General features: G+C 71.6%; 21 protein-coding genes and 1 pseudogene. 12 read left to right on the forward strand and 10 right to left on the reverse strand.

Annotated elements, in window-relative coordinates:
- Positions 1 to 25: 25 nt before the first annotated feature.
- Both IEY95_RS36915 and IEY95_RS36920 read right to left on the reverse strand, forming a co-directional pair.
- Positions 26 to 3,520, reverse strand: a complete 3,495-nt coding sequence (locus IEY95_RS36915) for an AfsR/SARP family transcriptional regulator (protein ID WP_189190562.1) — start codon at positions 3,518 to 3,520, stop codon at positions 26 to 28.
- 14 nt (positions 3,521 to 3,534) lie between these two features.
- A complete protein-coding gene (locus IEY95_RS36920; protein ID WP_189190563.1) occupies positions 3,535 to 4,098 on the reverse strand; it encodes a DUF6578 domain-containing protein in 564 nt (187 codons plus the stop codon).
- Between the two features lie 104 nt (positions 4,099 to 4,202).
- Here IEY95_RS36920 and IEY95_RS36925 point away from each other — a divergent pair, with 104 nt between their 5' ends.
- Positions 4,203 to 5,003: a site-2 protease family protein gene (locus IEY95_RS36925; RefSeq protein ID WP_189190564.1), complete on the forward strand. Its 801-nt coding sequence runs from the start codon at positions 4,203 to 4,205 to the stop codon at positions 5,001 to 5,003.
- Here IEY95_RS36925 and IEY95_RS36930 read toward each other — a convergent pair.
- The 3 genes from IEY95_RS36930 to IEY95_RS36940 are packed head-to-tail and all read right to left on the reverse strand — an operon-like array spanning position 4,993 to position 7,093.
- Positions 4,993 to 5,265: a hypothetical protein gene (locus IEY95_RS36930; RefSeq protein WP_229703600.1), complete on the reverse strand. Its 273-nt coding sequence runs from the start codon at positions 5,263 to 5,265 to the stop codon at positions 4,993 to 4,995. The two genes, IEY95_RS36925 and IEY95_RS36930, sit on opposite strands and share 11 nt — an antisense overlap.
- A 12-nt stretch (positions 5,266 to 5,277) precedes the next feature.
- Positions 5,278 to 5,982 (reverse strand): NADPH-dependent F420 reductase, encoded by a 705-nt coding sequence (gene npdG / locus IEY95_RS36935; protein ID WP_189190566.1) that lies wholly within the window; start codon positions 5,980 to 5,982, stop codon positions 5,278 to 5,280.
- 37 nt (positions 5,983 to 6,019) lie between these two features.
- Positions 6,020 to 7,093, reverse strand: a complete 1,074-nt coding sequence (locus IEY95_RS36940) for a sialidase family protein (RefSeq protein WP_189190567.1) — start codon at positions 7,091 to 7,093, stop codon at positions 6,020 to 6,022.
- Positions 7,094 to 7,198: 105 nt separating this feature from the next.
- Between IEY95_RS36940 and IEY95_RS36945 the strand changes: the two genes are divergently transcribed.
- Positions 7,199 to 7,813, forward strand: coding sequence for a hypothetical protein (locus IEY95_RS36945; RefSeq protein WP_189190568.1), 615 nt, complete (start codon positions 7,199 to 7,201; stop codon positions 7,811 to 7,813).
- A gap of 181 nt (positions 7,814 to 7,994) precedes the next feature.
- Positions 7,995 to 9,302: an MFS transporter gene (locus tag IEY95_RS36950; RefSeq protein WP_189190569.1), complete on the forward strand. Its 1,308-nt coding sequence runs from the start codon at positions 7,995 to 7,997 to the stop codon at positions 9,300 to 9,302.
- 427 nt (positions 9,303 to 9,729) lie between these two features.
- Here the strand turns inward: IEY95_RS36950 and IEY95_RS36955 are convergent, their stop codons facing one another.
- Positions 9,730 to 9,966: a hypothetical protein gene (locus IEY95_RS36955; RefSeq protein WP_189190570.1), complete on the reverse strand. Its 237-nt coding sequence runs from the start codon at positions 9,964 to 9,966 to the stop codon at positions 9,730 to 9,732.
- A gap of 58 nt (positions 9,967 to 10,024) precedes the next feature.
- On the opposite strand from IEY95_RS36955, the gene map reads away from it, so the two are divergent.
- On the forward strand, positions 10,025 to 10,882 hold the full coding sequence (map, locus tag IEY95_RS36960) for a type I methionyl aminopeptidase (RefSeq protein ID WP_189190571.1): 858 nt from the start codon (positions 10,025 to 10,027) through the stop codon (positions 10,880 to 10,882).
- A 188-nt stretch (positions 10,883 to 11,070) separates the two neighbouring features.
- The gene (locus IEY95_RS36965) at positions 11,071 to 11,739 is read left to right on the forward strand and encodes a biliverdin-producing heme oxygenase (RefSeq protein ID WP_189190572.1); all 669 of its coding nucleotides are present in this window, start codon (positions 11,071 to 11,073) and stop codon (positions 11,737 to 11,739) included.
- A 120-nt stretch (positions 11,740 to 11,859) separates the two neighbouring features.
- Here the strand turns inward: IEY95_RS36965 and IEY95_RS36970 are convergent, their stop codons facing one another.
- Entirely contained in the window at positions 11,860 to 12,504 is a 645-nt protein-coding gene (locus IEY95_RS36970) for a PhzF family phenazine biosynthesis protein (protein ID WP_189190623.1), read from the reverse strand.
- Between the two features lie 187 nt (positions 12,505 to 12,691).
- Between IEY95_RS36970 and IEY95_RS49575 the strand changes: the two are divergent.
- From IEY95_RS49575 to IEY95_RS36990, 5 genes and pseudogenes are all read left to right on the forward strand, one after another.
- Positions 12,692 to 12,925: pseudogene (locus IEY95_RS49575) on the forward strand (hemin ABC transporter ATP-binding protein); the annotation flags it as partial.
- Between the two features lie 192 nt (positions 12,926 to 13,117).
- The gene (gene efeO, locus IEY95_RS36975; protein WP_189190573.1) at positions 13,118 to 14,266 is read left to right on the forward strand and encodes an iron uptake system protein EfeO; all 1,149 of its coding nucleotides are present in this window, start codon (positions 13,118 to 13,120) and stop codon (positions 14,264 to 14,266) included.
- Between the two features lie 11 nt (positions 14,267 to 14,277).
- On the forward strand, positions 14,278 to 15,561 hold the full coding sequence (gene efeB / locus IEY95_RS36980) for an iron uptake transporter deferrochelatase/peroxidase subunit (protein ID WP_189190574.1): 1,284 nt from the start codon (positions 14,278 to 14,280) through the stop codon (positions 15,559 to 15,561).
- Between the two features lie 3 nt (positions 15,562 to 15,564).
- Positions 15,565 to 16,440 carry an iron uptake transporter permease EfeU gene (efeU, locus tag IEY95_RS36985; RefSeq protein WP_189190575.1) on the forward strand — a complete coding sequence of 292 codons (876 nt, stop codon included), beginning with the start codon at positions 15,565 to 15,567 and terminating at the stop codon, positions 16,438 to 16,440.
- Positions 16,397 to 17,419 carry an SCO2278 family lipoprotein gene (locus tag IEY95_RS36990; RefSeq protein WP_189190576.1) on the forward strand — a complete coding sequence of 341 codons (1,023 nt, stop codon included), beginning with the start codon at positions 16,397 to 16,399 and terminating at the stop codon, positions 17,417 to 17,419. The genes efeU and IEY95_RS36990 overlap by 44 nt, the downstream gene beginning before the upstream one ends.
- Before the next feature lie 12 nt (positions 17,420 to 17,431).
- Here IEY95_RS36990 and IEY95_RS36995 read toward each other — a convergent pair whose 3' ends face one another.
- Positions 17,432 to 18,166 (reverse strand): bifunctional DNA primase/polymerase, encoded by a 735-nt coding sequence (locus tag IEY95_RS36995; RefSeq protein WP_189190577.1) that lies wholly within the window; start codon positions 18,164 to 18,166, stop codon positions 17,432 to 17,434.
- A gap of 228 nt (positions 18,167 to 18,394) precedes the next feature.
- On the opposite strand from IEY95_RS36995, the gene IEY95_RS37000 reads away from it, so the two are divergent.
- Positions 18,395 to 19,246 (forward strand): glycerophosphodiester phosphodiesterase, encoded by an 852-nt coding sequence (locus IEY95_RS37000; protein ID WP_189190578.1) that lies wholly within the window; start codon positions 18,395 to 18,397, stop codon positions 19,244 to 19,246.
- Here the strand turns inward: IEY95_RS37000 and IEY95_RS37005 are convergent.
- Positions 19,225 to 19,851: a TetR/AcrR family transcriptional regulator gene (locus IEY95_RS37005; RefSeq protein ID WP_189190579.1), complete on the reverse strand. Its 627-nt coding sequence runs from the start codon at positions 19,849 to 19,851 to the stop codon at positions 19,225 to 19,227. The genes IEY95_RS37000 and IEY95_RS37005 overlap by 22 nt on opposite strands.
- A gap of 179 nt (positions 19,852 to 20,030) precedes the next feature.
- Here IEY95_RS37005 and IEY95_RS37010 point away from each other — a divergent pair, with 179 nt between their 5' ends.
- Positions 20,031 to 21,023: a small ribosomal subunit Rsm22 family protein gene (locus IEY95_RS37010; protein ID WP_189190580.1), complete on the forward strand. Its 993-nt coding sequence runs from the start codon at positions 20,031 to 20,033 to the stop codon at positions 21,021 to 21,023.
- Between the two features lie 230 nt (positions 21,024 to 21,253).
- Here the strand turns inward: IEY95_RS37010 and ddaH are convergent, their stop codons facing one another.
- Positions 21,254 to 22,075 (reverse strand): dimethylargininase, encoded by an 822-nt coding sequence (ddaH, locus tag IEY95_RS37015; RefSeq protein ID WP_373294623.1) that lies wholly within the window; start codon positions 22,073 to 22,075, stop codon positions 21,254 to 21,256.
- Positions 22,076 to 22,080: the final 5 nt, after the last annotated feature.

Below are 22,080 nucleotides of genomic sequence, written 5' to 3' on the forward strand. Positions count from 1 at the left end.
CCATGACCATGCCCCCCGGTCCGCGTCAGATGAGGGCGGCGGCCTCCTCCGCGGAGAGCCCGCCGCCCTCGGCGTACGCGGCCTCGTAGGTCGCGTCGTCGAGCACGGCCCGCACGCCCGCCTCGGCCCGGGTGCGCACCTCGTCCTCCATCGGGCCCGCGAAGTGGCCCGGCGGCAGCAAGTGGTCGGCGGCGCCGAGCAGTCGGGCCGCCTCGCGGGCGCGGCTGCCGCCGTCCAGGCCGGTGAGGGCGATGGCGGCGGTGGTCAGATGCGCGGAGGTCATGTGCGGCGCGATCATCTGCGCCAGCGGGTCCATGGACCGCGCCATGGCCTTGCGTGCCTTGTCCAGGGCGCTCGTGTGCTGCCCCTCCACCGCGTCCAGCCAGGCTTCCACGCCGAGCACGAACCCGTCGAAGACCACGAAGGTGCTGGCCGCGAAGTCCTCGCGCAGCAGCCTCATCTGCTCGCGCGCCTCGGGGGTCCGATCGGTGCGGCCGAGCCACATCGCGAGGAAGAGCCGGGCCGCGGGCATGGCCTCGTTCTGGGCGCCATGGCCCTCCGCGAGCACGTCCCGCAGCATCCGCTCACCGCGCTCGGGCTCCCCCAACTCCATATACATGGCGCCGAGTCGGACGGTGAGCACGGCCGTCTGGGCGCGGGCACCCAGCCGCTCGGCGTGCGCGCTCGCCTCCGAGTAGTCCGCGGCGGCGGCCCGGTATTCGCCCCTGCGCTCATGGGCCTCACCGCGCGCGGAGAGCGCCTCGGCGGCACCCCAGGCGTCGCCGATCCGGGCGAACATCTCCAGCGCCTCGTCGGCGTCGCGGGTCGCGTCGCCGACCATGTCGGCGCGGTTGGCGAGGATGTTGGCGCGCATCTGGAGGGCGACGGCGAGTTCCCACTCGAGGCCGAGTTCGCGGCACGTTTCGACCGACACGTCGATGACCTCGCGCACCCGATCCATGTCACCGGTGAGCAGGACAGCGTAGAACCAGAGGTAGCCGGGGCTGCGACAGGTCTGCGGGAGGCCCGGCCGGTAGGTCTCGCTGATGATGCGCAGCTTCTCCTTGGCCTCCGGGGTCTGCCAGGCGTCCAAGTCCATGTCCATGCAGGCGAGATGGACGAGGTGCACTCCGCGCCGGGCCTCTTCGAGGACGTCCGGGCGCATCGGCGGCGGGGCAGCCGTGCAGCTCTCGTGCAGCGGGGCGGCGGGACGCAGGGGCGGCGCGAAGGGGTCGGGGCCGAGGGTCATGACCTCGCGGGACCAGGTGCGGGCGTCGATGCGCTGGTCGCGGATCTGCCAGTACCAGCACAGGGAAAGGACGAGGCAGATCGCCTCCTGCTCGTCGCGCTCGGCGACAGCGTGCCGCAGGGCGGTGCGCAGATTCTCGTACTCGCGTTCGATGAGCGCGATCGCGGCGCGCTGCCCGGGGCCGCGCAGCACGGGGTCGGTGGTGCGGGCGAGTTCGCGATAGTACGTGAGGTGGGCACGCTCGGCGGCGGGACGGTCGCCGGACTCGTCGAGGCGTTCACCGGCGTACTCGGCGACGGTCTCCAGAAGCCGGTAGCGCATCTCTCCCTCACCCGAAGGGGCCGCGACGACAAGGGACTTGTCGACGAGAGAGCCGAGCGCCTCCAGCGCGGCGGGCCCGCAGACCGCCTCCGCGGCGGCGAGGCCGCAGCCGCCCGCGAAGACGGACAGCCGCCGCAGCACGTCCCGTTCGTCCTCGTCGAGCAGGTCCCAGGACCAGTCGACGACGGCGCGCAGGGTCTGCTGCCGCGGCAGGACGGTGCGGCTGCCGGAGGTGAGCAGGCGGAACCGGTCGTCGAGCCGGTCGGCGATCTGGCGTGGGGTGAGCATCCGCAGCCGGGCGGCGGCGAGTTCGATGGCGAGCGGCAGCCCGTCGAGGCGCCGGCAGATCTCGGCCGCCGCCGCGGCGGTCTCGCCGTCGGCGTCGATCCGGAAGCCGGCCCGGGCCGCGGCCCCCCGGTCGGCGAGCAGCCGCAGCGCGACGGGCTCCGGCAGCGGCTCCACGGGACGCAGCAACTCCCCTGGTACGCCGAGGGGTTCACGGCTGGTGGCGAGTACGGTCAGCTCCGGGCACCGCTCCAGCAACGCCTCGACGAGGTGGGCGGCGGCGTCCACGACATGCTCGCAGTTGTCGAGGATGATCAGCATGCGTCGCTTGCCGCAGTGCTCGGCGAGCCGGGTGAGGGGATCGTCGTGCCGGTCGGCCACGGCCCGCATCTCCTCGGCACCGGCACCGCGCAGCACGGTCTCCCGCGCACCGACGGCTGTGAGCACGGCCTCGGGGACCGCCTTCGGATCGTCCACCGGCGCGAGCTCGGCCAGCCACACTCCGTCCCGCGCCGCGTACGCCACGGCCTCCGCCGCCTCCTGCGACAACCGCGTCTTCCCGGCCCCACCGGGCCCGAGCAGCGTCACCAGCCGGGCCGCCGCGAGATCACCCCGGATGGCCTCGATGTCGGCCTCGCGACCGACGAAGGAGGTGAGGCGGGCGCGGAGGTTGCCCGGGGGCGAAGGGCGGGTCCGGGAGAGGGCGGCGGAGCCGAGGGCCGAGGCAGGGGCACCTACGGCAGGGACGGTGGCGCCGGGCTGTGCGGCGGCCTGCCCACCGGCTCCGTCCCGGCCGACGGCGTGGACCGCGTCTCCGGAGCCGGGGGCCGGGGCGCCGGAACCGCCCGGACCGACGCGGTGCTCGGCGATGTTCCCGTTACCCGCACCGTACGCGCCACGGCCCGGGCCGCGGCCACGGCCGGCGGCGGGTCCGTCGGCCGGTGTCAACAGCTCCCCGTGCAGGGAGCGGAGTTCGGGCCCGGGGTCCGAGCCCAGGCGGTCGGACAGGAGTGCGCGTACGGACTCATAGGCGGCGAGGGCCTCGGCGGGGCGGCCGGCGTCGCGCAGGGCGCGCAGACGGAGGGCGTGGAGAGGTTCGTCCAGGGGGTGGAGATCGCACAGGGCGGTGAGCTCGGGCAGGGACTCCTCGGCGTGGCCCAGGGCGAGGGCCGCGGCGAGCCGGGCGCGACGGACGTCGAGGCGGCGGGTCTCCCAGCGGGCCGTCTCGGCGGTGCGGTCCGGGAGGTCGGCGAGGGCCGGGCCGTGCCACAGCGCGAGGGCGTCGTCGAGGACCGCGGCCGCCTTCGCCGGGTCGCCGTCGGCGAGGGCACGCGTGCCCTCGCCCGCAAGGCGCTCGAAACGGTGCAGGTCGACGTCGTCGGCCGCCGCGGCGAGCCGGTAGCCACCGTCCACCGAGTGCACCGCGTCCGGCCCGAGCGCCCTGCGCAGCCGCCCGACCAGCGCCTGCAGCGCGCCGGGCGCGTCCGCGGGCAGGTCGCCGTCCCACACCTCCTCGACCAGGACGGCCGCGGGCACGGTCCGTCCGGGCCGCAGCGCGAGCACGGTCAGCAGGGCACGCAGCCGCGCCCCGCCGACCGGGACGGGCGTGCCGTCGGGGCGAAGTGCCTGGGTGGTGCCGAGGATGCGGTAGCGCACGGGGTCCATTGTCTCCGGTGGCTTCAGGTGCGGGGGTCCGGTACGTCGAGTTCGACCAGGACACCGGACCGGCGGCGGAAGCGGCGCACCCCCGACCGCGTACGACTCTCGTCGTAGTCACCGCCGAACCACTGCGGGCACCTGTCGACGGCTTCCAGGGAGCGGTCCTCCGGGTCGGGGAGGAGGGCGCGCGAGGCGGGGTCCGTCTCGACGTAGCCCTGGTGCACCACGTGGATGGCGCCGACGCGACCCGTGGTCCCGGGCCACTCGATGCCGTGCCGCTCGACGGTGAGCAGGCCGACCGCGCGGATCCACTGGTCGGGGTCGAGTCCGGATGCGTCCACGGGGTCGCCGTGCAGCGCGGCGAGGAGACCGTCGTCCGCTCGCAGCACCTGGATCACCCCGTCCTCGTCGTGCACCCGTTCCACCGGTGCCGAGATCTTGCTGAGCTCCTCGGACCAGCCCCCGCCGAGCACCTCCTGAGAAGAGCGCAGGAGCAGCGGCCAGTTCACCTCGTCCCCCACCGAGAACGGTGTACCGCAGCACTCCATCTGCCAGTCCGCGTAGAAGACCCGCCATCGCCCCATGTCCCCACCCTCTCCGGAACCAATGGCCGATCGCGAGACGTTTTCCGCATACGCCCGGTACGGTCGGGCAGTCCCACCCCATGAGCAGCACTCCAGGGAGCCCCATGACCACCGCCGCGTTCCGCCGCAGCGACCGGAGGATCAGTCCCGTCTTCGTCGGGATCGTGGCCGTCATGGCGGTGACGGGCTGGGCGACCTGGACCGGTTTCGCCGAGGAGCCCGGCGTGGCCGTGTTCCTCTTCGTGACGGCCGCCTGGATCGTCTCCCTCTGTCTGCACGAGTACGCGCACGCGCGCACGGCCCTGCACAGCGGCGACATCTCGATCGGCGCGAAGGGCTATCTGACACTCAACCCGCTGAAGTACACGCACGCGCTGCTGAGCATCGTGCTGCCGCTGATCTTCGTGATCATGGGCGGGATCGGTCTGCCGGGCGGCGCGGTCTTCATCGAGCGGAACCGCATCCAGGGCCGCTGGAAGCACAGCCTGATCTCGGCGGCCGGCCCGCTGACCAACGTCCTGTTCGCCGTCGTGTGCACCGCACCGTTCTGGCTGCACACCCTGGACGGCGTCCCGGACACCTTCCGCTACGCGCTCGCGTTCCTCGCGCTGCTCCAGGTCACGGCCGCGATCCTGAACTTCCTGCCGGTACCGGGCCTGGACGGCTACGGCGTGATCGAGCCCTGGCTGTCGTACAACATCCGCCGCCAGGTGGAGCCGTTCGCGCCGTTCGGGCTGCTGGCCGTGTTCGGGATCCTGTGGATTCCGTCGGTGAACATCGCATTCTTCGACGCGATCTACTCGATCCTGGGCGCCCTGGGAATCGACGACGTCCAGCGCTACTGCGGCCAGGACCTCTACCGCTTCTGGGACGGCGTCAACGAGCACTGCACCGTCAGCCGCTGACCGACGACCCGCCCCGCCCACGCCGCACGTAGTACCAGGTCATGTTCGACGACAGGCCCGCCAACAGCACCCACACGATCCCCAGCCAGCTGCCCTGGACGAAGGAGACCACGGCCGCGGCGACGGAGAGGACACAGACGGCGAGCGCGTAGAGGGCGAGTCGCCGGGATGGGTCGGGTGGGGGAACGAGGGGCATGGGGGTCGGCTCCTGACGGGACAATGCGGACGAGGTACGAGTGCTACGGCGTCCAGTGTCCCCCATGCCCGTGCGCCGCTAGACGTCCGTCACCCGCAGGCCCGCGTGCGCCTTGTAGCGCCGGTTCACCGAGATCAGGTTCGCGACCAGGGACTCGACCTGGTGGGCGTTGCGCAGACGGCCGGAGAAGACGCCGCGCATGCCGGGGATGCGGCCGGCGAGGGCCTGCACCATCTCGACGTCGGCGCGCTCCTCGCCGAGGACCATCACGTCGGTGTCGATCTCCTCGATCTCCGGGTCCTGGAGGAGGACGGCCGAGAGATGGTGGAAGGCGGCGGTGACGCGGGAGTCGGGCAGGAGGGCGGCGGCCTGTTCGGCGGCGCTGCCCTCCTCCGGCTTCAGCGCGTATGCGCCCTGCTTGTCGAAGCCGAGCGGGTTGACGCAGTCGACGACGAGCTTGCCCGTCAGCTCCTCGCGCAGGGACTCGAGGGTCTTGCCGTGGCCCTCCCACGGCACGGCGACGATCACGATGTCGCTGCGCCGCGCGCACTCGGCGTTGTCGGCACCCTCGACGCCGTGCCCGAGCTCCTCGGCCGCGCCCTGCGCGCGCTCGGCGACCCGCGAGCCGATGATCACCTTCTGGCCGGCCCGGGCGAGCCGGTAGGCGAGTCCCTTGCCCTGGGGCCCGGTGCCGCCGAGCACGCCGACGACAAGCCCGGACACGTCGGGAAGGTCCCAGGGGTCCTTGGCGGGGGCCTTCTGTGCACTGTCAGTAGAGGTCATGGGCCGACTTTACGTGCGCGCATCGCGGCTGTGGGCGTCAGGTGAGGGCGGTCACCGGGATACGGCGGAAGGTGATCGTCTCGTACGCGCCGAAGTCGCCCGTTTCGTAGAGGAGACCGACGGTCGTCGCGTCGACGCGCACGAGATCGGAGTACGCGGCGGGCAGCCCGTCCAGGGTGTACACGGTGCGCCAGGTGGTGCCGGCGTCGGTGCCGGCGCGCACGGTCATCAGGGCGCGGAAGGCGGGGTCGGCGGGGCCCGAGTAGAGGAGCAGGTCGGGGTCGCGGAGCTGGAGGAGGCTGCCCTGAACGACGGGGGTGACGAGGCCCGCCTGCGGTCGGAAGGGCTTCTGCAGGCTCTTGCCGCCGTCGCGGGAGTGGGCGTCGGCCCGGTTGCCGGGGGACGGGGAGTCGTTGCGGGTGTTGAAGTAGACGCGGCCGTCGGGGAGTTCGGCAGCGGTCGTCTCGTTCACGTTGATGTAGCCGTTGGTGTTCTCGTCGATGTAGCCGAGGTACCAGGTCTCGCCGCGGTCGTCACTGAGCAGGCAGTGGCCGCTGTTGTACTTCGCTTCCGTGCCGTTGTCCGTGCCGGTGGGCGGGATGGTGTGGTTGCCGGGGACGACGACGCGGCCGGTGGTGAGCTGGATCGCATGCCCGGGTGTGGTGGCGTACCACCGCCAACTCGCCTTCTTCACCTGTGCGGTGATCTCCTTCGGACTCGACCAGGTGTGCCCGTCGTCGTCGCTGTGCTGCACCCACACACGCCGCCCGTCGGCCGCCTTCACCTTGCCGCGCAGAAGGGCGTCCTCGCTCGCGGTGGCCGCGCTGCGGACGTGTACGAGCAGGACGCGGCCGGTGTCGAGGACGACGGGCGCCGGGTTGCCGGCGAGGTTGTCGCCGTTCTTGGCGACGGCCTGGAGCGGACCCCAGGTGCGGCCGCCGTCCGACGACCGCTTCAGCACGATGTCGATGTTGCCGTGGTCCTGCGCGGAGTCGACCCTGCCTTCGCAGAAGGCGAGGAGCGTGCCCGCGGCCGTGGCGACCACCGCGGGGATCCGGAAGCTGGCGTAGCCTTCGCGGCCGGCGCGGAAGGGGGTGCTTGCTTCTGTCATGGGCTGGCTCCTTGTGTGACCGCTGATGCGGGCCTCTGCCCAACTCGGGCGAATTCGTGGTGAACTCCGGGTCACGAGTGGCCGGTTGCGGCAGGATGCGTGCGCATGGATGCCGTACGGGTCGCGTTGTTGCGCGAAGTGCTCGCCGGGACCGAGTGGTTGGGGGCCACGCGGCGGTTCGCCGGGGCGCTGCGGGGGTCCGTGGTGTCGTACGGGGGCGGACTGCTGCTGGTCGGCACGGAGGAGTACGAGCCGTGGCATCTCGCCGCGCATCTCGTGGACGAGGCGGCGTGGTCGGGCATGCCGGAGCTGTCGCCGACGTTGGTGCGGCACGGGGCGCGGGAGTCCGATCCGGCCCACCTGGCCGTGGGGCTGGGGCGTATCGAGGCGGCTCGGCGGGGGGAGACGCTGCTGGTGGTGTCGCCGGGCGCGCCCGGGGCGCCGTTGCTGGAGCGGGTCCATGACGCGCGGCGGGCCGGGGCGACCGTGCTGGCACTGTCCGCGGGGGACACCGCCGAGGACCGTGAGCTGCCGGCTCTGGCTCACGAGTCGCTCGCGGTGCCGGCCGAGCCCGAGCTCGATCTCGATACCGTGCAGCATCTTGTCAGTGCGGCGGCCGGGGAGAACGCGCTGCCTTCGCCGCGGGGGCGGCGGCGGTTCCGTGACCGGTTGTCGCGGCTCGCGGATCAGTTGACGGCTCCGCCGACTGCTCGGTGGTAGCTGGGGCCGCGGCCCCCGTACCCCGTCGGCACCACGCCCGTACCCCGTCGGCACCACGCCCCGGCGCCGGCCGCCGCGGCGTCGAGGCCGTTGCGCAGCTCGTTGAGCCGGCGCCGGCCCTTCCCTCTCCGGCCCGAAAAGCAGTTGCCCTCGCCCGCGCCTCCCCCGACCATGGCCCGTCGTGACCGACGACGCCCCCGCATCCGCGCCCGTCCCCTCCTCCCGACTCCGTTCGCTGCTCCCCGATCTCGCCCCCTGGCGGGCGTCCGCCGACTTTCGGCGGCTCTGGGTGGCCGGGCTGATCACGAACTTCGGGAGCTTTCTGACGTTCGTCGCACTGCCGGTGCAGATGAAGGTGCTGACCGGGTCGGCGGTGGCGGTGGGGGCGATCGGCGCGGTGGAGCTGGTGCCGCTGGTGGTGTTCGGGTTGTACGGCGGGGCGCTCGCCGACGCCCTGGACAAGCGGAAGTTGATCGTTCACACGGAGGCGGGGCAGGGCGTGCTGTGCGCCGGGTTGCTCGTCAACGCGCTGGTACCGCAGCCGGCGGTATGGCCGTTGTACGCGGTCGCGGGGCTCTCCTCCGCGCTCGGCGCGATCCAGCGTCCCGCCCTCGACTCGCTCACCCCACGGATCGTGGCGCACGAGGACCTGCCGGCCGCCGCCTCGCTCAACTCGCTGCGCTGGACGGTGGGCGGCGTCGCGGGGCCTGCGCTCGCCGGTGTCGTCGTGGCGTACGCCGGACTCGGCTGGGCGTACGCCGTGGACCTGGTGACCTTCGTCGTGTCGGTGGTGATGGTCGTGGGGATCGCCGCGTCGCCCGCCGCGCACGAGGCCGCGAAGCCGTCGCTGCGGTCCATCGCGGAGGGCGCGCGGTACGCGTGGGGCCGCAAGGAGCTGCTCGGGACGTACGCGATCGACCTCGCGGCGATGTTCTTCGCGATGCCGCTCGCGCTGCTGCCGTTCCTCGCGGACGAGTTGGACGCCGAGTGGTCGCTCGGCCTGATGTACGCGGCGGTGCCGGCCGGGTCGCTGCTGGTGAGCCTCACCAGCGGGTGGACCTCGCGCATCCACCGGCACGGGCGGATGGTCACCCTGGCCGCGGCGTGCTGGGGGCTGGCCATGGCGGCCGCGGGCGTCGTGGACAACGTCTGGCTGGTGCTGCTCTTCCTCACGATCGGCGGCTGCTGCGACATGGTCAGCGGGATCTTCCGTGGCGCCATCTGGGACCAGACGATCCCGGACGAGCTGCGGGGGCGGCTCGCCGGGATCGAACTGCTCTCGTACTCGGTCGGGCCTCAGCTCGGTCAGGTCCGTGCGGGCGGGATGGCGGCGTGGACGAGCGTACGGGCGTCCATCTGGTCGGGGGGCCTGATGTGCGTGGGCGCGGTGGGGCTACTGGCGCTGTGTCTGCCCAGGCTGATGGCGTACGACGTGCGGACGAATGAGCATGCGGTGCGGTTGCGCTCCGCGCGGGAGGCGGTGGCTTGACGGCCGGCCTGGCGGCCGGGCCGTCCTTTTCCCTTTCCCTCCCGCACCGCCCGTGACAGTTTCACCAGCACCGCCCGTGACAGTTTCCCTTTCCGACCCGCACTGCCCGTGACAGTCGGCTACCCGGCACAGGTTTCCCGTGGGGGTCGAGCGCCATGGGCGACTGCGGGTGGCCGCCGGGCCCGGCGAACGGCCCCGGCGGCGCGGGGCCCTGCGGCGCAGACACCGGCGCGCGAGGCGCGACGCAAGGAGCCTGCGGCCGAGGGCTCTGCAGCCCGAGGGTCTGAGGCCGCAGGAGTCTGCGGCCCCGGGGCTCAGCGCAGCCCATCGCCTGCGCCACGACAATCCGCCTCAGCCCGTCGCCGGCGCCCGCCACATACCCGTGCGCCTCAGCCCGTCGCCGGCGCCCGCCACGTACCCGTGCGCTTCAGTCGTCCTCCGAGCCCGAAGCCGCGTCCGAGCGGTCATGCCACTTGGGGTCCGTCTCCCACTCGAGGTTCCGCTCCTGCGCGGTCTGCATCGCGTGCTCCGCCTCCTCGCGGCTGGCGTACGGTCCGAAGCGGTCCTTGCCCGGGCACTCGGGGCCCTCCTCGACCTTCTTGTGCTCCAGGCAGTAGTACCACTCGCCGGGCTTGCCGACGGTGCGCTTCTTGAAGAGGGCCATCACCGGCTCCTTTCGCCACGGACATGGTCCCCCATGCCCGCTGGTTAGACTCGCTGGCATGTCTGGCCAGTCGCTGCTCGTACCAGGGGAGCTCTCTCCCACCCGTCCCGTCCCGGGAAACATCCGGCGTCCCGAGTACGTGGGCAAGCCCGCCCCCACGCCGTACACCGGACCGGAGGTGCAGACGCCCGAGACGATCGAGGCGATGCGGGTCGCCGGGCGGATCGCCGCGCAGGCGATGGCCGAGGCCGCCAAGCTCATCGCGCCGGGTGTCACGACGGACGAGCTGGACCGGGTGGCGCACGAGTACATGTGCGACCACGGCGCCTACCCCTCGACCCTCGGCTATCGCGCCTTCCCCAAGTCGCTGTGCACCTCCGTCAACGAGGTCATCTGCCACGGCATCCCCGACTCCACGGTCCTGCGGGACGGCGACATCATCAACCTGGACGTGACCGCGTACATCGGCGGGGTGCACGGCGACAACAACGCGACATACCTGGTCGGCGACGTCGACGAGGAGAGCAGGCTGCTCGTCGAGCGGACCCGCGAGTCCCTCAACCGCGCCATCAAGGCGGTCAAGCCCGGCCGCCAGATCAACATCATCGGGCGCGTCATCGAGTCGTACGCGAAGCGCTTCGGGTACGGGGTGGTGCGGGACTTCACCGGCCACGGGATCAACTCGTCCTTCCACTCCGGGCTGATCATTCCCCACTACGACAGCCCGCACGCGACGACCGTCATCCAGCCCGGGATGACCTTCACCATCGAACCCATGCTCACGCTCGGCACGCACGAGTACGACATGTGGGACGACGGCTGGACCGTGGTCACGAAGGACCGGAAGCGCACCGCCCAGTTCGAGCACACGCTGGTGGTGACGGACAGCGGGGTCGAGATCCTGACCCTGCCGTAACCCTCCGCGGCCGCACGGCACCCTCTGAAGCCCGCCCTGTCCACAGGGCGGGCTTTCGCATGTGGGCTTGATCGGAAATCGAGGTACGGTTTTACCGACAGGATGTCGGGAAGTGATTGACTTAGGTAAGCCTAACCTTAGAAGATGGAGGCGGCTCTCGCCCTTCCCTCTTCGACTCCGGAGGCCTCATGAACGCGACGGACACGTCGAGCACCTCCTTCTCGACGCTCATCCGCACCGCGTCGCACGAGCAGCACACACAGGCGGAGACCTCGACGTTCATGAGCGACCTGCTCGGCGGCCGGCTGGGCGTCGAGGCGTACGCGCGCTACACGGAGCAACTGTGGTTCGTGTACGAGGCGTTGGAGGCGGACGCCGAGCGCCTGACGGCCGATCCGGTGGCCGGACCCTTCGTGCGGCCCGAACTGCTGCGCAGCGCCGCCCTGGAGCGCGACCTGGCCCATCTCCGGGGCCCCGACTGGCGCGCGACGCTCACCGCCCTGCCCGCGACCCGGACCTACGCCGCCCGAGTCGCCGAGTGCGCCCGGGAGTGGCCCGGCGGTTATGTCGCCCACCACTACACCCGCTACCTCGGCGACCTCTCCGGCGGCCAGATCATCCGCGGCAGGGCCGAGCAGACCTGGGGCTTCGCCCGCAAGGGCGACGGCGTCCGCTTCTACACCTTCGAGGACATCACCAACCCGGCCGCGTTCAAGCGGGCCTACCGCGAACTCCTGGACGCGGTCCGCGCCGACGACCTGGAGAGGCAGCGCATCGTCGCGGAGTGCAAGCGGGCGTTCGCCCTCAACACGGCGGTCCTTCGTGCGCTGGGGGATGAGTTCCGGCTCAGCGCGTGACGCCCTGGCATGGTTCGTCCATCAACTGCGGGCCGGTGGGGGCTGGTCGCGCAGTCCCCGCGCCCCTGACGGGGCGCGGTCACGGGGTGCACCTCGGGGTGCACCTTCGGGCTGCTCCCTCTACCGCTCCAGACGTACCCGACCACCCACCTCGACCCAACCCCCCGGCTGCGGCGCCGTAAGAATCTGGGACCCGACTCCCTGCACGATGTTGAGCGCACGCCCCAGCTGATGGGTCAGCAGCAGCGCCGCCGCTCCCGTCGCCTCGTCCTCCTCGATGCCGTCGTCCCGGCCGGGGAACGCACGGGCCCGCACCCGCCCGCCGGCCTCGTCCTCCCAGGCCCAGGCGTAGATCCACTCCCCCGGCGCCGGCACGGCGAGCGCGTCGACCTCGGCGGCCGACCCGTACTGCCGGAGCGTCCGCTGGGGCGCCCAGTCCGCCCGCGCCTCGATCCAGCTGAACTCGCCGTCCAGCCGCACCCCCACCACCCCGGCAGGGGTGACGAGCTCCGGCACGTCGAGCAGCCAGCCCACCCCGACACACGGATGCCCGGCGAACGGCAACCGCAGGGTCGGCGTGTAGATGTCGATGACCCCACGCTCGGGGTCGTCGACGAACACGGTCTCGCTGAACCCGAGTTTGGCGGCCAGCGCCTGCCGCTCCTCGCGCTCCGGCATCACCGAGCCCTCGCGCACGACACCGAGCTCATTGCCATACCCGCCGCCGGGTCCGCAGAAGACCCGCAGCACGTCGTAGTCAGTCACTCCGGCATTCAACATCACCCCCGCCACGAGCGCGTCCAAGGCCGCGGGACCGCCGGGCAGGGACCAGGAGCGGGTGCGCCCGTGCTCGTACGGCAGCGGGGACATGGCATCGCCGTACGCCCGTTCCAGAACGGCACGTTGACGCTCCACGCCAGGAGTTGCCGGTCAGCGCGCGCCGGGACAGGGCCGGGACAGGGCGCACGCCGGGGACGCCGTGGTCGTGGTGCTGCACGATCCGGGGCTCGCGACGGCATACACGCACCGGGTGGCGACTCTGTGCGCCGGTCGTGTCGCGGCCGACGGTCCACCGGCCGCGGTCCTCACCGAAGACGCGCCGAGCGAGGTCCACCGCCGGCCGGTGGAGGTGTTCCCGCACCCCAGGGCCGGTGCCGCCGCGATCGCTCCGAAACGCGCCTCTTGACCTACCCTTGACCATCCCTTGGGGTCTGATTTAGGCCACCGTGATCAAGCCGTTCCTGTACACCGTCTGTGAGAGCTGAATCACCGGACCGGTGGGTACTAGTGAGGCAAGCCTCAGATAAGTTAGGCCAGCCTCACCACTCCAGCACGGGCCCTGCCGTGCGGAACGCCCGATTCTTCTCTTGGAGCCTGAATGCGAGCCGTCCGACTCTCAGTTGTCACCGCCGCCGCCACCGCGGCCGCTCTGGCCGCCGTCACGGGCTGCACCGAGAAGAGCGACGCCAAGGGCGGCGACGCGATCCAGGTGACCGCCGCCGACTCCACGTGCGACACCTCCGCCAAGTCGGTCCCGGCCGGCCAGGTCACCCTGAAGATCGAGAACAAGGGTTCGAAGGCCACCGAGGTCGAGATCGTCTTCCCGGACGACCGGATCGTCTCCGAGAAGGAGAACATCGGTCCGGGCACCAAGTACACGCTGACCGCGGAGGTCAAGGCCGGCTCGTACGAGATCGCCTGCCGACCGGGCATGAAGGGCCACGGCGTCCGCCAGAAGCTCACGGTCACCGGCGGCAAGGTCGCCAAGCGCGACCCGCGCCTCGACAAGGCCGTCGCCGCCTACCGCGAGTACGCGCAGACCCAGGCCGACGAGACGCTGCCGAAGGCCGAGGCGTTCGCCAAGGCGATCAAGGCCGGCGACATCGAGGCCGCGAAGAAGGAGTTCGCCACCTCGCGCCTGGGCTGGGAGCGCACCGAGCCCGTCGCGGAGTCCTTCGGTGACATCGACCCGAAGGTCGATGTGCGCGAGGACGGCCTGGAGGACGGCCAGGATCCGGCCAAGGACTGGACCGGCTGGCACCGGCTGGAGAAGTCCCTCTGGCAGGACAAGAAGATCGGCGACCGCGAGAAGGAGCTCGCCGACCAGCTGGTGAAGGACCTCACCGACTGGAAGGAGCGGGTCGGCAAGGCCGAGATCACCCCGACCTCCATGGCCAACGGTGCCAAGGAGCTGCTCGACGAGGTCGCCACCGGCAAGGTCACCGGCGAGGAGGACCGCTACTCGCACACCGATCTGAGCGACTTCAAGGGCAACGTCGAGGGCGCGCAGGAGGCGTACGAGCTGCTGAAGCCGGTCGCCAAGGAGAACGACGCGGCGCTGACGACGGAGCTCGACAAGCAGTTCACCGCGTTGAACACGCTGCTCGACAAGTACCGCACGGACAAGACCTCGTACGACTTCACCTCGTACGACAAGGTCGGCGACGCCGACCGCAAGGAGCTCTCGGACGCGGTCAACGCGCTCGCCGAGCCCCTGTCCAAGCTCGCCGCCGCCGTCGTGAAGTAGGAGCTGCAGCCATGACGGACACCACTGAAGCCACGGAAGCCACCTCTGAGGCCGCCGACGGTCGTGCCCCCACCCGGCGTTCGCTGATCGGCTGGGGCGGCGCGGGTCTCGCGCTCGGCGCCGCCGCAGCCGGCGGCGCGGTGGCGATGGCCCGCACCGGCAACGACGTCGACCCGACCGCCGCCGAGACGGGCGCCGCGGTCGCCTTCCACGGCACGCACCAGGCGGGCATCGCGACGGCCGTGCAGGACCGGCTGCACTTCGCCGCGTTCGACGTGAAGACGGACGACCGCGCCGAGTTCGTCCAGTTGCTCAAGGACTGGACCGAGGCCGCCCGGCGGATCACCGCCGGGCACACGGTCGGCGAGGGCGCGTACGGCGGTCTGGCCGAGGCGCCGCCGGACGACACCGGTGAGGCGCTGGGCCTCAAGCCGTCGCGGCTGACGCTGACGATCGGGTTCGGGCCCTCGCTGTTCGACAAGTTCGGGCTGAAGGACCAGCGTCCCGAGGCGCTCGTCGACCTGCCGAAGTTCCCGGGCGACAACCTGGAGCAGGCGCGCAGCAACGGCGACCTGTGCATCCAGGCGTGCGCGGACGACCCGCAGGTCGCGGTGCACGCGATCCGCAACCTCGCCCGCATCGGTTTCGGCAAGGTCGCCATCCGCTGGTCGCAGCTGGGCTTCGGCAAGACGTCGTCGACGACGCCGGACGCGCAGACCCCGCGCAACCTGATGGGCTTCAAGGACGGCACCCGCAACATCGCGGGCACCGAGACGGACCGGCTGAAGAAGTTCGTGTGGGTCGGCGAGGGCGACGGTCCCGACTGGATGGCCGGTGGCTCGTACCTCGTGGCCCGGCGTATCCGCATGAACATCGAGACCTGGGACCGGACTTCGCTCCAGGAGCAGGAGGACGTCTTCGGCCGCGACAAGGGCGAGGGCGCCCCGGTCGGCAAGGCCAAGGAACGCGACAAGCCGTTCCTGAAGGCGATGAAGCCCGACGCGCATGTGCGGCTCGCGCACCCCGACTCCAACGACGGGGCGACGATCCTGCGCCGTGGCTACTCCTTCACCGACGGCACGGACGGCCTCGGCCGGCTGGAGGCGGGCCTGTTCTTCCTGGCGTACCAGCGTGACGTCCGCAAGGGGTTCATCCCGGTGCAGCGCAACCTGTCGCGCCTCGACGCCCTCAACGAGTACATCCAGCACGTGAGTTCGGCGGTCTTCGCCGTCCCGCCCGGCGTCCGCGACAAGGACGACTGGTGGGGCCGCGCGCTGTTCTCCAAGGAGGCGTAGCCCGTGTTCGGCAACTATCTGATCGGCCTGCGCGAGGGTCTGGAAGCCAGCCTCGTCGTCTGCATCCTGATCGCCTACCTGGTGAAGACCGACCGCCGGGACGCCCTGAAGCCGATCTGGATCGGCATCGGCGTGGCGGTCGCGCTGGCGCTCGGCTTCGGCTGCGCGCTCGAATTCGGCTCTCAGGAGATGACGTTCCAGGCGCAGGAGGCGCTCGGCGGCTCGCTGTCGATCCTCGCCGTGGGACTGGTCACGTGGATGGTCTTCTGGATGCGGCGTACGGCCCGGCATCTGAAGAAGGAGCTCCACGGCAAGCTGGACGCGGCGCTGGCGATGGGCACGGGCGCGCTGGTGGCGACCGCGTTCCTGGCGGTCGGCCGGGAGGGTCTGGAGACGGCGCTGTTCGTGTGGGCGTCGGTGCACGCGGCCAGCGACGGCACGCCGCGCCCGCTGATCGGCGTTGCCCTGGGCCTGGCCACCGCGGTCCTCCTCGGCTGGCTCTTCTACCGGGGCGCACTGAAGATCAACCTCGCCAAGTTCTTCACCTGGACCGGCGGCATGCTGGTCGTCGTCGCCGCGGGTGTACTCGCGTACGGCGTCCACGACCTCCAGGAGGCCGACTTCATCCCGGGCCTGACGAGCCTGGCCTTCGACATCAGCGGCACGATCGACCCGACCAGCTGGTACGGCACCCTTCTCAAGGGCGTCTTCAACTTCCAGCCGGACCCGACCGTCCTCCAGGTCACGGTGTGGGCGCTGTACCTGGTCCCGACACTCGCGATCTTCCTCGCCCCGGTAGGGTTCGCCTCCGGGAAGGGGAAGGTGAAGGCACCTGATGAGCAGGGATCGCGCGGGTCGCAGCCCTCGAAGGCTTCGTAGTCCGAACCGTCTGAACCAATTCGCCCTGGCGACGGGGACGGTGACCGTTCTGTCCTTGACGGCGAGCGGTTGTGTGGTGGTGCACGGCGAGCGGGAGGTCGTACCGGCGGCGACCCGGGCCGAGGCCGCCCGCGCGCTCAAGGACTTCACCACCGCGTACAACAAGGCGGACAAGGAGTACGACAGTTCGCTGGACGCGGACCGGGTCGCCGGGCCGCTCGCCGACATCGACGGCGCCAAGCTCAAAGCCGGGCACAAGAACAACCCGGGCGGCAATCCGACGCATTCGCCGCTGAAGTTCAGCGACGCCAAGTTCGTGATACCCGAGAAGGCGGGCTGGCCGCGCTGGTTCGTGGCCGACACCGCGGCCAACAAGGGCCTGCCGACCAGCCGTTGGCTGCTCGTCTTCACCCGCTCCGGGGCGAACGACGTGTGGCAGGTCTCGTATCTGACCGTCCTCGCCGCCGACGACGTACCGACGTTCAAGAAGGACGACGCCGGCTGGGCCGAGCCGGTCACGGCGGACGACGCGGCTCTGGCGATCGAGCCGGAGAAGCTGAGCCGGTCGTACGCGACGTATCTGAAGGCCGGTGGCGACGGCTTCGCCGCGGGGACGCACACCTCGCGGTGGCGGGCCCAGCGCAAGAAGTTCGCCAGCAAGCCCGGCCTCGCCCGGCAGTACATCGACGAGCCGCTGGTCTCGGGCGGCTACGCCCCGGTGGGCCTGCGCACCACCGACGGCGGGGCGCTGGTCTTCTTCACCACCCACCGCTACGAGAAGCAGACCGCCGCCGCAGGCACCGCGATCCCCACCCCCACCGCCGACGTCCAGGCCCTGACGACGGGTGAGATCAAGCAGTCCCTGACGCTGGAGTTCATCTCCAACCAGGCGGCGCTCGACCCACCGAAGAACGCGTCCGACAAGGGCGTGGCGATCCTCGGGCGGATCGAGGGGTTGACGGGGGCGAAGGGCGAATAGCCCACCGGGGGTTCAGCCCCGGTGGGGCCAGGCGGCCAGCTGCTCCGACTCGTTGTCTCCCGCGTAGCGGGCGCACGCGTCGGTCAGGGTCTCCAGGAGGGTGAGCGGGTCCGGCAGAGGATGCTCGGGCCCCCGTACCCACTCGACCGTCAGGTCACCCGGCAGCCGCGCCGGCGGGACGAGGACGTACGACCCACGGCAGTGCCATCGCAATCCTGGATGCTCGTCCATCGTCTCGGGATGGCAGTCCAGCTCGCAGGGCCACCACTCGTCCTCGTCCTCGGGCGTACCCCGCGTGGCCGTGAAGAAGAGCATCCGGTCGCCGCCGGACTCCGCGACGGGCCCGACCTCGACGCCGGAGGCGAGCAGCCGCTCCAGGGCCTCGCGCCCCGCGTCCAGCGGCACGTCGAGAACGTCGTGCACCATGCCGGTCGCGGTGATGAAGTTGGCCTTCGGCTGATGCCGGGCCCACCGCTCGATCTGCGCACGGTCGGTCGTGGACTGCGTCTGCCAGGCGAAGGAGATGGGGTGGCGCGCGGGAGTGGGGCAGCCGACGCGGTCACAGGAGCACCGGTAGCCGACGGGGTACGCGGCCTGCGCGAGTGGCAGCCCCGCGGCGGCAGCGGCGAGCAGCAGGGCCTCGCGCCCGCCGTCCGCGTTCTCCACAGGACCCTTCGGCCGGCGTCCGCGAAGCCACTGGGAGATCCTGCTCTGCGCGCCGGAGCGGCGGCCGAACTCTGCGCTCATCTATCCCCTCGCCTAGCCGTTCGTGCCGACAACAGGCCTTCAACGTCTCTGCCGACAACAGGCCTTAAAAGGCCGTCCGCAAGCCATCAACAAGCTCTATGGTCCCACCATCCTGCGCCCCGGGTTGCCAGAGCCCACATCCGGGGTGGGTGGGGAGATGCTTCTCTCCGGCTCGGATCGGGTGTCATTCCACAGTTTGACGGGATTTGTCCCCCTACCGTGGTCGCCATGCTCACACGGACTGCGCTCCTGGGTCTCGCCGGTCTCACCTCATTCGCCTTCACCGGGCCCGGCGGCCCGCCGTCTCCACTGGAGTGGGGCACGGGGCCGCTGACGGTGGACGCGCTCCCCCGCATCACGTACGTCGCCCATCGCGGCGGCGCCCGGGAAGTCGTGGAGAACAGCATGTCGGGCCTGACGGCCGCGTACCAGCGCGGTACGGCACAGGTGCTCGACTTCGACACCCGCGTGCTGCGCGACGGGACCGTCGTGGTCATGCACGACGCGACCCTGGACCGCACGACCTACACGCACGGAGCGGTGCGGAACCTGAACCTGCGGCAGTGGCGGGGCGTGCGGCTGCGTCCCAAGAACACGCTCCCCGCCGGCCGGCACCCGGAGCGGCCGCCGACCGCCGCCGAGGTACTGGACCGCTTCGGCGGACGGATCGTGCTGACGATGGAGGCGAAGGACCCGAAGAGCGTGGGCACACTCGCCGCGATGATCCGCGCCCGCGGTCTGACCCGCTCGGCGTTCGTGAACTCCAACGACCCGGAAGTGGCCCGGCGCGTCCACCGTCTGGGCCTGCTCAGCCAGCTGTGGCGCTCGGCGGCCCAGATGCGCACCGACCGCCCCGAGCGATGGGCGTCGTTCGTCGACGTCCTCGACGTCGACTACAAGGCGCGTGACGCCGATCTGGTACGGGCCGTGAAATCCGGCGTCCCGCTCGTGTGGGCGCACACGGTGCTCACTGACGCCCAGCGCGACCGGGCGCTCGCCCTGGGATGCGAGGGGATCGTCACGGACGCACCGGGCCGGCTGGCGGCACGCTCGAGCACTCAGCGCGGGGCGAGGCCGTAGAGCGCGTAGTCGACGAGCGTGTCGGTGTACGCGTAGGAGATCGGGCCGGTGCGCTGGAGCCAGCGCTGGGCCAGCGGGGAGACGAACAGTTCCAGGGCGATACGGGGGTCGACGTCCCGGCGTACGTCCCCCTTGCCCTGCGCCGAGCGCAACCGCTTCACGTACAGCTGGAGCTGGGGTTCGAGGAGCTTGGTGATGAACACGACGCCGAGCGGCTCGTTGACCACGCCCTCGGCTGCCAGGGCGCGCGCGGGGATCTCGAACCTGGGGTCCTCCAGTTCGTCCACGGTGGCTCGGAGGACCAGTTTCAGGTCGGCGGCCAGATCGCCCGTGTCCGGAATCTCGTAGGTCTCCTGCCCCGCCGCCCGCGCGGCCTGCTCACCGAGGTCCATGAAGGCGTCGAGGAGCACGTCCGCCTTCGACGACCACCAGCGGTAGATCGTCTGCTTGCCGACTCCGGCACGGGCCGCGATGCCCTCGATCGTGGTCTTGGGGTAGCCGACCTCGCCGACGAGGGCGAGGGCCGCCTCGTAGATCGCGCGACGTGACTTCTCGCTGCGGCGGGTGGAGTCGGGGGTGGGCTTGGGCTTGGGCTTTTCGGCCATGGGGGGAACTTATCAGGGTGACGATACGGTACGTCTCGCTTCCGGCGGGGGTAGGAGACGGGAGCGGGGCGAGGGCTTCTTCGCCCCCGCCGCCCCCGCCGCCCCTGCCCCTCGTCCCGTCGGGCGGAGGGCGGAACCAGCGCTCCGAGCCCCGCCCCGGCCAACCGTAGAATCACCGGGTGAACGCCCCCCTGACGCCCGCCGACACCCTGCGCACCGCCCTCGCCGGGCTGCTCGACGGGTTGCCGCCGAAGGCCGCCGCGCAGGCGGTCGAGCGGCTGATCGCCAACTACCGGGGCGCCACCCCGACGCACGCCCCGATCCTCCGCGACCGCTCGGACGTGGTCGCGTACGCCGCCTACCGCATGCCCGCCACGTTCGAGGCGGTGCGCGCGGCCCTGGACGCGTTCGCGGACGCGGTACCGGGATGGGCCCCGGCCGGCCACGTGGACGTCGGAGGCGGCACGGGCGCGGCGACGTGGGCGGTGAACGCGACCTGGGAGGGCGCCCGCCCGGTGACGGTGCTGGACTGGGCGGAGCCCGCGCTCGCGCTGGGCCGGGAAATCGCCGCGGCGAACCCGGAGTTGAAGAACGCCGAGTGGCACCGCTCTCGTATCGGATCGGCGCTCACCATCGAGAGCACTGATCTCGTCACCGTGTCCTACGTCCTGGGCGAGCTCACCGACGCCGACCGCGCCTGTGTCGTGGACGCCGCCGCGGCCGCCGCCCAGGCCGTCGTGATCATCGAGCCGGGCACCCCCGACGGCTACATCCGCGTGATCGAGGCCCGCGACCGCCTGATCCGCGCGGGGTTCCACGTCGCCGCCCCCTGCCCGCACAGCGCGACCTGCCCCATCGTCCGCGGCGAGGACTGGTGTCACTTCTCCGCACGGGTGGCCCGTTCCTCCCTGCACCGCCAGGTCAAGGGGGGCTCCCTGCCGTACGAGGACGAGAAGTTCAGCTACGTCGCCGCCACCCGCTTCACGCCGGCCCCGGCCTCCTCCCGCGTCGTACGCAAGCCGCAGATCCGCAAGGGCCAAGTGCTCCTGGATCTCTGCGAGACCGAGCCGTCGCTGCGCCGGGAGACCGTCACCAAGCGCCACGGACCGCTGTACCGGGCGGCCCGTGACGCGGAGTGGGGCGACGCCTGGCCGCCGGCCGCGGAGGACTAGGGGGTTTCTGATGGATCTCCGTGGAAGAAGGAGCGGCGTTCGGTGCGTGCTCTCGGCGTGCCGGGCGGAAGCCCTCGATGGGGGTCCCCCCGCGCGAGCGAAGCCGAGCGTGGGGGAGGAGCTACTAGGGCTTTTGTCCGGTGCGGCGAGTGGGGGCACCTCCCACGCCCTTAAGGCAGTGGGGGAGCGTGCCGGGCGTCGCGACGCCGCGGAGATCCATCAGAAGCCCCCTAGATCCGCAGTTCCTGGGTGCAGCACTTCACGCTGCCGCCGCCCTTGAGGAGTTCGCTCAGGTCGATGCCGACGGGGTCGAAGCCGCGTTCCCGCAAGGGGTCGAACAGATCGGTCGCGGCCTGCGGAAGCAGCACGTGCAGGCCGTCCGAGACCGCGTTGAGGCCGAACACTGCGGCGTCCTCGTCGGTGGCGACCAGGGCGCCGGGGAACAGCCTGCGCAGCACCTCGCGGCTGCCGGGGGAGAACGCGGGCGGGTAGTACATGACCTCGTCCGCCGTGTCGTCCAGGACGGCGAGGGCCGTGTCCAGGTGGTAGTAGCGGGGGTCGACGAGATCCAGCCCGATCACCGGGCGGCCGAAGAACTCCTGGGCCTCGCCGTGCGAGAGAGGGCTCGCGCGAAAGCCGCGCCCCGCGAGCACGTACGACGCGGTGACCGCGAAGTCGCCCTCTCCCTCGTTGACGTGGAGCGGCTCGCGCACGTGCGCGAAGCCGTGCGCGCGGAACCACTCCAGATGCGCCGCCGCCTCCGGCTCGCGCTCGCGGTAGGCGAACCGGGCGCCGAGCACCCGGCCGTCCACGACGGTCGCGCCGTTCGCCGCGAAGACCATGTCCGGCAGGCCGGGGCGGGGGGTGAGCACCTCGACCGTGTGACCGAGCGAGCGGTAGCGGTCGCGCAGGCCCTCCCACTGGGCGACCGCGAGCGGCACGTCGACCGGCTTGGCGGGGTTCATCCAGGGGTTGATGGCGTACGTGACCTCGAAGTGTGCGGGTGGGCACATGAGATAGCGCCGGAGTGTGGCGCGGCGGGGAGGGTGCAAGGAGG

It is taken from the genome of Streptomyces albiflavescens, assembly GCF_014645835.1.
GTDB classification, from domain to species: Bacteria; Actinomycetota; Actinomycetes; order Streptomycetales; family Streptomycetaceae; genus Streptomyces; species Streptomyces albiflavescens.